This window comes from Rhodococcus sp. 14-2483-1-2 (assembly GCF_002259405.1).
GTDB lineage: Bacteria > Actinomycetota > Actinomycetes > Mycobacteriales > Mycobacteriaceae > Rhodococcoides.
Genome location: NZ_NPFW01000023.1, coordinates 234349 through 250196 on the forward strand (window position 1 = coordinate 234349; position 15848 = coordinate 250196).

Genomic DNA, 15848 nt, shown 5'->3' on the forward strand with positions numbered 1-15848 from the left:
TCGACATGGAAATGCCGGACCCTGATGTTGTGGTCGTGGGCGGCGGCAATGCCGGTTACTGTGCCGCACATGCGGCAGCTGAACGGGGCCGACGCGTACTAGTGCTGGAAAAGGCACCGCGCCAACACTCCGGTGGCAATAGCTATTTCACGCTGGGTTCAATTCGGTTTGTGCACAACGGAATCGATGACCTGCTGCAAATTCTCGAACCTGATGAACGGCACGTACACACCGAGGTCCCGCCGTATGCGGCGGCTGAGTTCTTGTCCGACCTGGAGCGGGTCACAGAAGGCCGGGGTGACAAGGCGTTGGCTAACGTTGTCGTCGAAGGCTCGCGTGATGCGATCGGGTGGCTACACGCTCTGGGGCTGCGATTTCGCCTGATGTACGACCGACAAGCCAACGTCGGCCCGGACGGGAGTTTCGTGTTCTGGGGCGGGTCGCACGTGTCTACCGTGGACGGCGGCTCGGGGCTGATGGCTGACCATGAGCGAACCGCTTCGCGGCTCGGAGTGCAGGTTCGTTATGACTGCGCGGTCACCGATTTGATCGCCGAGGACGGCGCGATCGTTGGCGTTCGGGTGGGTGACCGACGCGTGTCGGCGGAGTCGGTAGTAATTGCCAGCGGCGGATTCGAGGCCAACCCGCGCTGGCGTCAGCGCTATTTGGGAGACGGGTGGCAACACGCCAAGGTGCGGGGTACGCCATACAACACGGGCGACCTGATCGATGCGGCCTTGAAAATCGGTGCGGGTCGTGGTGGCGACTGGTCGACGTGTCACAGTGTTCCGTGGGATGCGTCCTACCCGCAGAACGAAAGCAACCGTGCCTTGACGAACAGACTAAGCCGGTATGGTTATCCGCTCGGCATTCTTGTCAATCGCCGCGGTAGACGGTTCGTCGACGAAGGAGCAGACTTTCGTAACTACACCTATGCCAAGTACGGCAAACTGATCCTGGAGCAGCCAGGTTCCGTAGCGTTCCAGGTATTCGATGCGACGTCGCGCTCAATGCTGCAGGGGTACGAGTATGAAATGCCTGGCATCGTCCCCATGGTCGCCGACGATCTCAGGGAGCTTGCTCTGGCCATGGATGTCGACGTCGAGGAATTCGTACAGACGGTATGTGAATTCAATGCCTCGATCGATACTGGCCAGCCGCTCGATCCAACGGTCAAAGATGGTCGAAGCGCGTCCGTCAAACCGGTCAAGAGCAATTGGTCGTCGGCGATCGAATCTCCGCCGTACTACGCATATCCAGTGACGTGCGGAATAAGCTTCACCTTCGGCGGCTTGCGTGGTGACATCGACGGGCGAGTACTCACGTCGTCGGGTAGTCCGATCACCGGTCTCTTCGCATGCGGAGAGGCATTGGGGGGGCTTTTCAGCGGAAACTATCCGACAGGCGCAGGCTTGATCGCGGGAGCAGTGATGGGGCGGCGCGTCGGTTCGTGCGTCTGAGGCAAGGGACGACCGACAGCGTGTCGGTACAGCGCCACAAACATCAGATCCGAGTCGGCATGGCACGTCATCTAAACCTCCTTTGACCGGTGACGCCGCGAGGGAAGCGGTATCCGAACCGGGGAAGGCGTCGCCCTCCGAGCTGTGTGGCTCGTCGAGCGGCACAAGAAAGACGGCCGTTATCTTAAGCTTCGAGCGTCGGCCATCTGAGCGGCTGACCATGACCGCGGACTCCCCCACGCGCAATCAGCGATCACCCGACTGAGCTTTCACGGTCCCCACCATCATAGAAGAACCTCCTACCGTCTACGCGCTCGACCCAACAGCTGACGAAAGCAACGACAACGCCCGTCTTCCATAACTCACCACGGCGGTCCCGCCCATCGGACAATCAGGTGTCTTACCACCCTGGCAAGCGACAACGCCGCGTCGTTCTGTGTGCAAGGACGAGGTACATGCCGAAGCGGTACACCCCCGCCGAGCACCGTGACTGTGCGGTGAGGGAACCCTCGACCACATGCACGAGTGCAACTCCGATACGACGCAGCAACGAAATGAAATTGAAATTGGGTGTCGGTTCCGAGTCACTCCTGTTCCACACATGACAGGCCCCGATTTTGCCTACCGAGCTCCTGTTTCAACGACCGACAAGCGGCCACGCATCAAATAATGCCCGACCTCGGCACCCAGTGCGTCACGGATGCAGGCGAACCAAAGCTGTCAGAGCGTTCTGCCAGGTATGGACTAACGTCTGCACCTGTTCGACTGGTAGCACCGTTGATAGGTAACGCCATTCGGAGCGGACCCGTGGACCGCTCGCGGTGTCCAACGCGCTGACATTGATTTCCAGCATGTGGCCGGCAGGCATGTCGGGGTTTGGTCCAACGTGCGCCGATATCCCGTCCGGTGCGAACGACCAATCTTCCTCGGCGAGTTCGGAGAACCGCCCGAGATAGTTGAACTCGATGAGCGGCGACGGAATCTCCATCAAGGGACTCATTGGGAGGAGATGGCGGAGCATTCCAAAGCCGATGCCGGAGTCAGGGATTGATGCCATCGACGTACTTGTGCGCTGCACAAGGGCTGTCGCCGCAGATCGGTCTCCTTGCAGGAGCGCCTGATACTCGGTCGCGGTTCCTTCCAAGCGGAACGGATGGATCACTGTGAACCAGCCTACCGTCCGCGACAATTCGACATCGCCCAGACCTTCCTCGCGTCCGTGTCGCTCCAAATCGATTATTGCAGTGGCGAGCTCATCTATCGATGATTCGGACACACTGTGCCGCCACTGCGCCAGCGCGACAGAGAGCGCCGCGGTCATCAGATCGGTCACTCCCACCCCGTAGGCATGTGGTGCCACACTCAGCAGGTCTCGCACCGCGTCCTCGGGTTCTAGCTGACTGCTGATCGCCTTGACCGCCGCGACGGTGTCGACCTCGGGGTTGATGCCGCGTGATAGCGGTAGCGGCGACGCTTCTTGCAGCATCGACTTCCACAGCGGTATCTCCTCGCGCCTACTGGCGGCCTGCTCAGTGAGCAACGCGCTCCACGTTCGGAAAGAGGTGCCCTTTTCCCCGAGATCCGGAGACTGCCCGTCGGCAAGTCTGAGATAGGTGCGCACCAAGTCGGGAACGATAGTTCGCCACGACACCCCGTCGACGACAAGGTGATGCACGGCGAGGATGAGCCGCCCTGGAGATTTCGGTCCAGCATCGATCCAGATAGCTATCATCATCTGACCAGCTTGCGGATCGAGCCGCGAGCGCGCCTCGAGCGCCGCCGACCGGAGATCGGCGGGCCAGTCACCGGTCGCGTGTCTCCTTCTCAACCAAGACCGACCATCATCTGATTCTGGAATGTCCAGATTCCAGTGCTCACCGTCAGCGCGAATACGCGCACGCAAGCTGTCGTGATGGCGCGCGATGGCGGTCAATGCCGCATCCAACTGCCCGGCATCGACACCACCCGGCGTCTGCAACACCACACTTTGGTGATATCCGTCGGTGGTTCCGGGGGCAATTGCGTCGATGCCGCGTAGCCAGTGCATCACAGGCGTGATCGGCGCGGTCCCGGTCGCGATATCGGCCGAACGCATATCGGTGATGTTTTCGACAGTCTTGGCCAGTTCGATCACGGTACGGGAGATGAACACGTCCCGCGGCGAGATCCGCAAGCCGCATGCGCGGGCGTCGCTGACCAGTTTCATGGCCACAATGCTGTCCCCACCGAGTTCGAAGAAGTCCGCGTCCGCAGCGACTGACTCGACCCCCACAACACCGGCAACGATGTCACACAACGTTCGCTCGATATCACTGGTTGGTTCCATCCCCTGCGTGGGTGCCGGCGGCTCCGGGAGCGTCGCCCGGTCGAGCTTTCCATTCGCCAGCAGCGGGAGCTTGTCGAGAACAACCACTGCAGCGGGCACCATGTAGTCCGGGAGCACGCGCGCCGCCTCCAGACGGACGTCAACGTCAACGTCAACGTCAACGTCAACGACAACGTAGGCAATCAGTCGAGGCGGCCCGCCCGGGCGTTCGCGCACCACGGCAGCCGCATCCGACACTCCGGGAATCGCCCGCAGGACGGACTCGATTTCCCCGAGTTCGATCCGGAAGCCCCTGATCTTGACTTGGTCGTCGCCGCGCCCGCGATATTCGATCAGGCCATCGAACGTCCACCGAGCCCGATCGCCGGTCCGGTACATGCGGCCATTCCCAATCGGATCGGCCACGAACCGTTCTGCGGTCAGCCCCCAGCGGGCAATGTAACCACGAGCCAAACCTGCTCCCGCCAAATACAACTCACCCTCGACACCGACGGGCACGGGCCGTAGAAAATCATCGAGTATGTACGCCGACGTACCATCGACAGGACGACCGATTACCGGGCGCTCCGAATCCGTCACGACTGCCACGGCGGAATCGACGGTGGATTCGGTTGGGCCATAAAGGTTTACGGCAACGGTTTCCGATAGCGCCTGCAGCTTCGACCACAACGAAGCCGACACGGCCTCCCCACCGAATCCGAGCATTGCGATCGGGACCTCGGTGCCGAGACCGCGATCCAGCAACTGCTCGATATAGGTCGGTGTCAGTTCCAGGAAGTCCCACTCGCGCGCACTCAGCCGGGCCAGCAGGGCATCCGGATCACGTTGGGTGTCCTCGTCGACAATATCGATGGCGTGGCCGCCTAGGATCCACAACAGCGGTTGCCACGAAGCATCGAATGCGAACGACCAGGCATGTCCTACTCGTAGGTGTTGGCGCCCGGTGCTACGAACAGCCCTCTCGTGCAGCATTCCCCGATGCGATGAATAGAGATTGACCAATCCGCGGTTCGTGACCGCAACACCTTTCGGACGACCAGTGGTCCCCGAGGTGAACAGAACGTAGGCCGGATTGTCGGCGTGACGATCGGCTCCGATCGGGCCTGGATCGTTGCCGGTCCGTAACTGCAACAGATTCACGCGCCGTAGATCGGCAGGCACGCTGTCGTCGGTCGTGTCATCTACGATCGCCGCCACCGCGCCTGAGTCGTTGACCATCGACCTCGACCGTGCCGCCGGCGACGATGGATCGATGGGCAGGTATGCCGCGCCGGCAACCAACACGCCGAAGATCGCCGCGACGTAGTCCGCGCTCCGAGGCAGGCAGATGGCAACCACGCATTCCGGTCCGACACCATACGATTGCAGCTTCGCGGCCACTCGACGCACTCGGATATCCAAGTCGGCAAAAGTCCATTCGGTCGACCCGGAGATCACCGCCAGGGCACCACCGTCACGCTGCACCTGCATGGAGAACAGCTCGGCGATCGTCTCCGGCGTATTATCGGCGGGGCTCACCGCAACTGGTGGCCTCATCACGATCGAACGCTCATCTCCCAAGACGTCGATGCTGTCTATCCGTGCATCCTCCAGCTCGACCATCGCGTCGAGTACGCGATCGAAGCGCTTGGTGATCGCTACGACCGTGCGGTCATCGAAGAGGTCCGTTGAGTACTCGACAACACCACCGAAACCTCCCGATTCGTACTCGGTGAAGTCGAACGACAGGTCGAACTTCGCCGTGCCCGTGGAATTGGCGAACTCCAAAAGAGTTCCGCCAGTGGTGTGCCGCACTACCGAGGAGGCCGCTTCGACCGACCCGATGTAGACCACCATCACCTGGAACAGCGGGTGCATCGACATGGTCCGGCGAGGCCCGATTGCATCGACAACGTATTCGAACGGGACATCCTGGTTGTCGAACGCGGCGAGGTCGGCCTCGCGAATACGGGCGAGCGTGTCACCGATGGAGGGATTTCCGGATAGGTCGGTCCGCAGCACAACGGTGTTGAGGAAGAATCCAACGAGATCCTCGAGCTGCTCGTCGCTGCGGCCCGAGATCGGAGTACCAATGACGATGTCGTTGCCAGAACCACTGCGGTGCAACGTGATAGCCACCGCGGCATGAATGAGCATGAACATGCTGACTTGATGCCGATCGGCAATCGCTCGCAGTAACCTGGCGCGCTCCGGTGCACAGATCACCGGGACCGCTCCACCGAGATAACTGATTTGGGCAGGTCGCGGCCTGTCCAACGGAAGCGGTAGTTCTTGCGGGGCACCGGCTAAGGTTTCGCGCCAGAAACCGAGTTGCCGAGCCGCCAAGCTCTCTGGATCGTCGCGATTTCCGACTCGTTCGCGCTCCCACAGCGTGTAGTCGATGTAGTCGACCGGGAGCGGCCGATACGACGGGGCGTGCCCCGCCAGGCGGGCGTCATACGCCGCGTCGAGGTCGGCTCGCAGGCGTCGAGCCGACCACTCGTCGGTTGCGATGTGATGGATGACGATAACCACGAGGTGATCGCCGTCGAAGTCAAAAGCACTGACTCGCAACGGAATCTCTGATTCGAGCCTGAACGCGTGCCGTAACGACGTAGCAACACCGTCGGTGAGGTGATCCTCGGTGACACGCTCGTACTCGACCGGGACGTGCACGTCCGGGGGTTGCACTAGTTGAACTCCGCGACCATCGATCGACGGGAACAACGTACGTAAGGTGCAATGCTGCCGGACGACGTCGGCAATGGCAGCTCGCAGTGCGGCAACGTCCAACTGTCCCGAGGGTGCTTTCCAGAACATCGGAACGTTGTAGGTCGGTGACGGTCCCTGAACTTGGTAGAGCACCCACATTCGCTGTTGGGCAAATGACAGCGGCAACTCGGCAGGCGGCTGAGCCACCGGCACCAAAGGCGGTTGCTCACCCGCGTCATGTCCGGACTCGATCGCCTTCGCGATCTGAGACACCGTCGGCGTGTCGAAAATACCTCGCAGTGTCACCGCCGTGCCCGTGCCACTTCGGATCCGATTCGCTAGGCGGATCGCCAACAGTGAGTGCCCACCGAGCAGGAAGAAGTTGTCATCGATGCCCACAGATGTGAGAGCGAGGATGTCGGAGAAGATCGTGCAGAGAATCTCCTCGGTGGGAGTCGTCGGTGGATTCTGTGTGGTGCTCGGGGAGCCGAATTCAGGCCGCGGCAAAGCGTCGCGATCTACTTTGCCGTTTGCACCCAGCGGCAGGGCATCAACGACGACGACGATCGCCGGGACCATGTATGCGGGCAGGAGCCGAGCCGCCTCGTGGCGTATGTTTTCTCCGTCCAGGTCGTCGGTGACCGTGTCACCTACCGGTGCCACGTATCCGACGATTCGGGCCAGACCGTCAGTTGTCCGATCGACCACAGTCGTCGCGACCACCCTGCCCGAGGGCTCACCGTCTGATGCCCCATTGCCAGCCGTTGCGTTGATCGATGCGGTCGTCAGCGCGGAGCTGACCTCTCCGAGTTCGATGCGGTAACCGCGGATCTTGACTTGATCGTCGCTACGCCCGAGGTACTCCAAACGTCCCTGACCATCCCACCGGGCGAGGTCTCCGGTCCGGTAGAGGCGGGTGCCAGGGGCACCGGCGTCAACACTGTGCGGTGCGGCAATAAATCTATCGGCGGTGAGCGCGGCCCGGTTGTGGTAGCCCTGAGCCATTTGCACACCACCGAGGTAGAGGTCGCCGGGCACCCCCGGGGGCACAAGCCGCAGGTTTCGGTCGAGGACGATCGCCTCAGTATTCGGTGTCGGGACACCGATCGAGACTCCGCTGTCTCCTTGGTCGACTGATTCGGCGGAATTGATGGCGAAAATCGTTGCATCACCGGTGATTTCGGTTGTTCCATAAAGGTTGATCAACTCAACACCGGGAATGAGCGATGTCAGCGTGGCAGCGGTGTGTCCTGTCAGCCTTTCGCCGGAGCATATCCATCTCCGAACACTGGACAGTCGCGCTCCGGCGTCACTTGCCGCTATGAGAGCATCGGCAAGAGCCGGGATGGTCACGAGGTCGGTGACACCGTGACGATCGATCAGACTCGCGATTCTCTGGGCGTCACGCACAGAATCCGTATCGGCGACCACAAGTGAACCGCCACGGACGAGCATCGAGAAGATCTCCGTGGACGCATCGACGAATCCGATTGCGGATTTGGCGAGTCCTACTCCGCCGGTCCCGAACTGGTCGATCGCCCATCGCAGACGATTGACCAGGCCGGCATGAGTGATCGTGACGCCCTTCGGTGTGCCGGTCGAGCCGGAGGTGTAGATCAGTGCCACGGCGTCGTCGGGCAGTAGCGCACGGGAAGGAACGACGTCGACGAACGGTGCGGCACATAGCTCGTCGGCCACGGTCGGGTCGTCCACCACGACAGCGGCTGGCATGTCCCCCAGGATCTGCGACAAGTCTCCGTTTATGACGTGACGATCGGTGATCACGGCGGTAGGAGCGGCATCATCGAGGATGAAGCGGACCCGGTCGACAGGGTACGACGGGTCGACCGGGATGTAGACGGCACCGGTTCGAACCACGGCGGCCAACGCGATAGGAAGGTGTTCGCTGCGGTCCAGTGTGATCGCGACCCGGTCGCCCACTCGCACCCCACGGCGGGTCAGAAGATGCGCCATTTGATCGATTCGAATGTTCAATTCGCGATACGAGAGCGTCACGTCCCCGAATGTGACCGCACCCGCTTCTGGGGTGGTCTCACACTGGACGCGAATGAGGTCATCGACGATTGCGGTCGGAGACTTGGGAACTCGAGGCCCACGAGACCATTCGGCCACCAGTTCACGATCGACGTCCGGGACAAGATCGAGTTGGGAAATCGGGACAGCAGTGTCGGTTGCGAACGCAATCAGTACCCTACTGAGCGTCCTGAGGAACCGTTCGATCGTCGCGTCGTCATAGAGTTCACGGGCGTAACCTCCGACTGTCGAGATCTTGTCCTCAGAGACAGTTATGTACAGTTCCACATCGCATTTCACCGTCTGCAGCGAAACACGTTCGACCGAGCCCAGACCGATTCCGGCCGCGAACTCCGGTGGCTCCTTGCCCTCTTCGCGATACATCAGCATCGTTTGAAACAGGGGCGTCCTGGACTCGGTTCGTTCGGCACCAACCGCTCGGACTATTGCGTCGAATGGTGCCTCCTGGTTTTCGAAACCAGCAAGAACTACCGAACGAACCCGCGCGAGCACCCCTTCCAAAGTCGGCCTACCGGATAGGTCGTATCTCAGCGGCAGCGTATTGACGAAATACCCAACGAGATCATCGAGATCACTGTCGGTACGCCCTCCGACCGGAGACCCGATCACCAGGTCATCGCCCGCACCCAACGACCGCACAGTCAATGCGACTGCCGCCTGGGTGAGCATGAACATCGACACATCGTGTCGGCGAGCAACCTCTCGCAGCCTTGGCACCACTGCATCCGCGATCGTGCTCTCCCGCCAGATACCCGACCAACTCGGAGTGGACGGTCGCGACCGGACGGATGGAAGCCCCGATACCTCGGGCGCACCGGCCAGCGTGCGCTCCCAGTACCGCAATTGCTGTGCCAGTAGCGAAGATTGGTCAGCGTGTTCTCCAAGGTGCTGTCTCTGCCAGATTGCGTACTGCGCATACTGAATCGACAGTGGAGACCAACGCGGTGCATGCCCTGACGAACGCGCCGCATAAGCGGTGCCCAGATCACGGGACAACGCAGGCATCGACCATTCATCCAGTGCCGAGTGGTGCACCGCCATCCCAAGAATGCAGCCATGGGCGTGCCCGATCAGCACCGCACGAATCGGCAGGTCAACGCCGAGCGCAAAAGGCTGATGCATCAACGCTTGCAAGCACTCGTTGACGCGCCCCGTATCCCACTGGCTTCCGTCCAGGATGTGCAGACTCAGCTTCTCGGCCGCTTCCGGTGCCGGCACAATCTCCTGTCGCACTTCCACCTGCTCATCGGCAACGAGCAGAGTGCGGAGCGCCTCGTGGCGACCGACGACGTCGGCGACGGCCAGGCCCAGGGCGGCTATGTTCATCTCTCCTACCAACGGCATCAGGACTGGCACAACATACTGGTCCGACGGTCCCATTAGCTGGTCCATCAACCACAGTGATTGCTGTCCGTACGAGGCCGGGACCGGGCCGTTCGGGCGCACGACGTCGGCGATCCGTAGCCGGGCCTGCCGCCCATCGTCAGCCACCCCGCCGACCAGCAGAGCAATGTCGGCAACCGTGGGGTGCTCGATGAGACTGCGGAGCGTGAGCGCAACTGCGAGCTTGGCGTTGATCCGTGAGGTGAGCCGAGCCAGCAGCAACGAGTCCACGCCGATGTCGGTAAACGAGGCGTCCACCGAGACGGTGTCGTCTGCCACGCCTACCACTGCCGCGACGATCGCGCGGATCTCACTTTCCATCTCGTTAGCTGGTGGCGTGAGGTGATCACCGGAGACGAGGTTGGGTGCCGGTAGGGCGGCGTGGTCGACCTTCCCGTTCGTGTTCAAGGGCAAGACTGCAAGCTCTGTGAACGCGACTGGCACCATATAGCCGGGGAGTTGGTTCGCGACAAAGTCGCGCACTTCGGCGACCGTGACGTCACTGCTGGCGGTGTAGTAGGCGGCGAGGCGGATGTCCTCGGTGCCGTCGGCGCGAAACGGCACCACTGCCGCCGCGCTGACACTGGGTTGCGCTCGGACAGCCTCAGCAATCTCGTTGAGCTCCACCCGGAATCCGCGGATCTTGATCTGATCGTCGGTGCGTCCGAGGAAGTCGAGTTGCCCATCGCTGCGCCAGCGGACCAGGTCGCCCGTGCGGTACAGACGCCCACCGCTGCCGAACGGGTCGGCCACGAACCTCTCCGCGGTCAACCCGGAGCGACCAAAGTAGCCGCGGGCCATACCAATGCCGGCCAAGTAGAGCTCGCCGGAGGTGCCCGGCGGCACCCGCTTGAGATTGGCGTCCAGGACGTGGGCTCGGGTGTTGTCGATTGGCCGCCCGGCGTTCGACGTAGGACTATCGGCGAGGTCGGCACCCAAAGCGTTGATGGTGTATTCGGTAGGCCCGTACAGGTTGTAGCTCTCCACACCCGGTGCGTCGCGTAGCGCCGTCCACAGTGCCTCGGGAACCGCCTCACCGCCCAAAGAAACGAACACCACTCCAGGATCAGCTTCAGCGGTCGACCGACCAGCTGGCCGGGGACGATCCAGCAGGCCTTCCTCCACCAGCACTTGACCATACGAGGGTGTGACGTCGAATCCATCGATGAGTTCGCGGTCGTAGTGCTCGAGCAGCCGTTGCGGATCCTTGCGCAGACTCTCGTCGATCACGTGCACCTCATGCCCATTGAGCAACCAGAACAGTTGCTCCCACGACGCGTCGAAGGAAAACGAGGTGGTGTGCGCAATCCGCATCCGGCGACCCTGCTGATGGGTGACCACCGGGTCGAAAATTTTCCGGACGTGATTGAAGTACATGTTCGTCAAACCGCGGTGCCCGACGGCGACCCCCTTCGGACGCCCTGTGGAGCCCGAAGTGAAGATCACGTACGCGAGGTTGTCCGGATGTACGGCCGTCGGAACAGCAGGGGTGTCGGCAACGGCGAGTTGGGACTGGACATCGTCGGAGTCGAGCACCACAGCTCGTGCCGCGTAGCTATCGGGCAACCGATCAACTAGCGCACGGGTGGTCACGATCGCCGCGGGATCGGCCGCGTCGAGGATGTACGCGACACGCTCGGTTGGATGATCTGGCTCGATGGGCACGTAGGCCCCGCCGGCCAGGAATACGCCGAATAGTGCGAGAACGGCCCGCTGGTCCCGGGGCAGCAGCAGGGCAACACGATCCTCGGTCCTCACCCCAGTGTCCACCAGCAGGGCGGCGTAGCGGCGGGAACCGTCCAGGAGTTCGGCGAAGGTCAGTCGGGTATCGCCCGCCACGATCGCCGTCTCGTCAGGTGTCCGTGCAACCTGGCGCTCCAGCAGCTCGCCGACAACGAGATCAGTTGTCTGCCAATCTGTATCGTTCCATTCAGCAAACCGTGTCAGCTCCGACGACACGGTGGCCCCGATCCGACCGACCGGGGCGTCGATATCGGCTGACATCACGTCCAAGGTGCCGAGCAGCCGATCGATGATCGTCTCGACGTCGCTCTCCGAAAACACATCGCTGCGGAAGGAACAACGCACCCGCATCTGTTCACCTGGGTAAACCGCAAATGACAGTGGATAGTGCGTGGAGTCGTGGAAGACGAAATCTGCCGGCCGAATCCTGCTTTCCCCCGAACCGATCCACTCCTCTTCATCGGGGGCCAGGGCGGGCATGTTTTGCATGATGAACAACGTGTCGAACATCTGGTCGTACCCGGCGATCCGCTGGATCTCACTCAGCGGGACATGAGCCGCCTCGAGCACCCCCGCGTTGCGCGAGTGCTGCCCGGCAAGGACGTCGCGGACCGAAGCGGTCGGCGGCGCAGACACCACCACCGGCACGGTGTTGAACAGCAAACCGATGATCGATTCAGCGCCAGCCAATTCTGGCGGCCGGCCCGACACGCTGGTGCCGAACACCACATCACGGCGATTGACCAGGCGTCCGAGGGTGATACCCCAGGCAACCTGCAGGAACGTGCCGATCGTGACTCCGGCACTGCGGCCCGCCGCCAAGACTCGCTGGTGTAACTCCGCATCGAGGTACCGATAGACATCCGCTGCAGCAGCAGCGTCCGCGGCGACATCAAGCGCAGTAGGAGCCACGATGGTGGGTTCAGGACAATCACCGTCGGCGATCCCGGGTGCGCTGGTCAAATACTGCCGCCAGGCCTCACGAGCTGCGGTTTGGTCATGCTCTTCCAACCAGGCCAAATAGTCTCGGTATCCGGTCCGGTCCGGCACAGACTGGGCCGAAGGGTCGTTGTAGAGCGCGAACAGATCGCTCCAGACGAGGCCGAAGGACCATCCGTCGATGAGCAGATGCTCGTTCGTCATCGACAGAATCCACTCGTCCTCAGCCAGTTCCAACAGAAGGAACCGAATGAGCGGTGGCTGATCAGCGATGAAGGGGGTCGACCGCTCCTGCTCCAGCACATCGTCGAGGTCCTGACCGGACCACTGCGACCGGTAGACGACCCGCACGGGAGGCTCAGGATCGGCGGGAATCACTTGCACCGCCCGGTCATCCACGCGTGCGAAACCTGCCGTCAGATTCGGAGTGCGGGCCAGCAACGCTGCCACCGCCGCCGTCATCCGCGCAGTATCGAGTGCACCGATCAATCGGAACTGCGCATAGGAGACATAAAGATCGGGAGTGCCTGACTCGTTCGCAAGCTGCAGATGGTAGAAGAAGCCCTCCTGCAGCGGCGACAACGGCAGCACCTCCGCGATCTCGCCGAATCGTGTCTCGAGATCTGCGTGCTGGGCGGCGGAAATCTGCACGAGCGGCTGCTGTACGGCATGCGCATTGACCACAGCATCGACCACCGTGCCCGTGTCCCAGCCGCTGGCGGGTGCCGTTTCCCCGCCGCCTGCCAACGCGCCGACGAGCGCGATCGCGTCCAGTTCCCGGCTGCACCGGGACTGCACGAGAATGCCGATCTTGCGGCGTCGAGCTCGGGCCGCAACCGGTCGGCGCAGGATTGTGACAAGTAGCACGTAGGTCCCCCACCAGTCGGATTCGTCTTCGTCAGCGACCAGTTCGCTCGCTGTGTCCGCGACCCGGATCAGAACTTTCGATGGTGGAAGGTGGTCGAAGGTGCTGCGCGATCTCTCGTCCTGCCAGCGGAGCAGCCCATAATCGATCTCAGACGAGCTGTCGGGCGGCAAGATTCCCTCAGCGCGCATTACCTGCACAGCGTCGGTACCAGGCGGCACAGCGACGATTCGATCTGGGTCCAGCAGCACCGGGTAGCGAACGCTCAACCGGCCCGGTACGGCAGCAGTCGACACGTCACGTACCGTGCGCTCGACATCCACGACCGTCCCGTCCGCAACGAGATCGCCAACCTCGGCTGAGAGCCACATCAGCGTGCGAGCCACGATGCCATCGGTGTCCAGGCCGGTGCGGCCCTCGGCGCGCGCAGTGCGAATCGGGCCGGACCATATCTCCGCTGTGGCCGCGCCGACGCCGGACTGTGTAAAGCCAGAGGGACAGCTGTCGAACCAGTATGTGGACTCGCGGATCTCCTGCGACGCAGCCCGCGCTGCGCGGGCTGCCACAAGGTCATCACCATCGGGAGCGGCCAATGCGACTTGCTCGCCAGCGGCGAGCGCAAGAGCCGTCCTGGCCACGCTGCGGGCAAAGATGTCTACCGCGGATGAATCGAGATCACCTGCGGCCGCCACACAGAACTCGGGTGGCTCGTGCGCGGCGATCAACAGGTGCGACGTGCCCGATGCGATCACTTCGGGCATGGCACCGTCGAGTACATGAATGAACGACCGGATATCGGAGCTGTCCATCGAGACGCCGCGGTCGTAGCCGAATGCCGTGACACACCGGACATACGCATCGACGACGAACGGCACCGCAATCTGCCCGACATCAAGGGTGTGCGTCCAATGCCAAATGTCGGCGGCCCTGAGCCTGGACTCAGCATCCGAATCAGCAAGGAGATCAATGGGTTTGAGCGATCCAGGCGACTCGTCCCGCAGGGCAGACCGGGCCGCGGCGATCCCGGCCGCGATCTCGGCGTCGATCGTGCGGGCATCGCCGGCGGTAACCCACCCAAGCTGCACCAGTGCGGTGTCGATCTCACCGAGTAGACGTTCGATAGTCCCCAGTGCGTATCGACTCGGGTCGTAGGTGCAGCTCATTGTGTGTGCGTCGCAGTCGAATACGAGATCGATGCCGGGCTTAGGGTATTCGGTTCCGGCGCGTTCACTCAGCGCCACCATCACCCAGCTCCCCGGATCGACGGCGGCATCGGCGTCATCGGCGTCATCGGCGAGTGCGGTATGGATGTCTGCGAGCCGAAGAGCAGAGTGCGCGTCCGCCTCGGCAATGGACTCGCGAACCTGTTGCAGATACGCCAGGTCGGCCTCAGCCGCTTCCGGTGCCGCGATACGCAGTGGCACCGCGCCCGCGGGCGCGGCGACGGGAATGACCAGCGGCACGGCCGCGTCGCCGGTGAGTTGCCGGATCGCCATTCCGGTAGCCGCGACGCACACCGCGATAGGGGGGTGCTCGTCGGCATCGAGCCCGAACTTCCGCATGAGGCGGCCGGCGGCGACTGCATCGCGCCCACCGTCGGTAGCGATCGGCACCGGGGAGCGAGTCGACCAGCCCAGGTGCCTCCAATATCGGAGATCGGAGACTTCCGTGGTCAGATCGTCGTTGCCATCCGCCAACTCGAAGACGATGGCGTAGTCCCAGTATATGGCGGCTAAGACCCCTAAATCCGTTGCTCTTACAAAGGTCTCGAGATCGCGATGCTTGCCCACCGTCGCGAGCTGCTTGCTGCCGTAATACGAGCCCTTCGGCTGCGCCGCAGTGCGCTGCGGGTCGGTGGCTAATTGCCTCGCAGTCCCAGCCGGATCAAAAGCAGTGACGAAAATGTCGTGGCAGCGTTGGCTCACGTCCAGGGTGAGTTGTTCGAGGGTGACGTCCGGTGCGAGGTCGAACATGCTCTGAGCGACGACCTCGCCGGTGTCGATACCGGCATCGACGCGATGGACCGTCACGCCGAATCGGTTCTCTCCATTGAGGATTGCGTACGTCGCCGCCACCATCGGCACGCCCCGATAGTCCGGCAGCGGACCACCGTGAACATTGAGAATCGTAAGACCCAGGTCCAGTATCGGAGACCGGAAGATGAACGGGTTTCCCGTGGACCACACGATGTCGCCGGGCTCGGCCACTTCGCCGAACAGTCCGGCAAGTTCGTTGACATCGGTGGTGGTGACGGTACGCAGACCATCCAGCTCTGGCGGTGCCTGCTCGCCCGGAGGTGTGACGACCAGTGTCACGTCGCCACCGACCGAGAGCGCGTGTGCCACCGCCCGCCACAGCAGTGTCCCCGATCCTACGAAAATCATCC

2 protein-coding genes are annotated in these 15848 nt (G+C 62.4%); one reads left to right on the plus strand and one right to left on the minus strand.

All coding sequences use genetic code 11. From position 1 onward, the window contains the following. The first annotated feature begins 5 nt into the window (after positions 1-5). Entirely contained in the window at positions 6-1460 is a 1455-nt protein-coding gene (gene tcuA, locus CH295_RS26430; protein WP_212556219.1) for an FAD-dependent tricarballylate dehydrogenase TcuA, read from the plus strand. A 694-nt stretch (positions 1461-2154) separates the two neighbouring features. Here tcuA and CH295_RS26435 read toward each other — a convergent pair. After that, complete coding sequence (locus CH295_RS26435; protein WP_094742415.1) at positions 2155-15846, minus strand: non-ribosomal peptide synthetase; 13692 nt, start codon at positions 15844-15846, stop codon at positions 2155-2157. Positions 15847-15848 lie beyond the last annotated feature (2 nt).

Coding starts and splice junctions, on each gene's coding strand:
- tcuA (WP_212556219.1), top strand. CDS start 6: ATGGAAATGCCGGACCCTGATGTTGTGGTCGTGGGCGGCGGCAATGCC.
- CH295_RS26435 (WP_094742415.1), bottom strand. CDS start 15,846: ATGATTTTCGTAGGATCGGGGACACTGCTGTGGCGGGCGGTGGCACAC.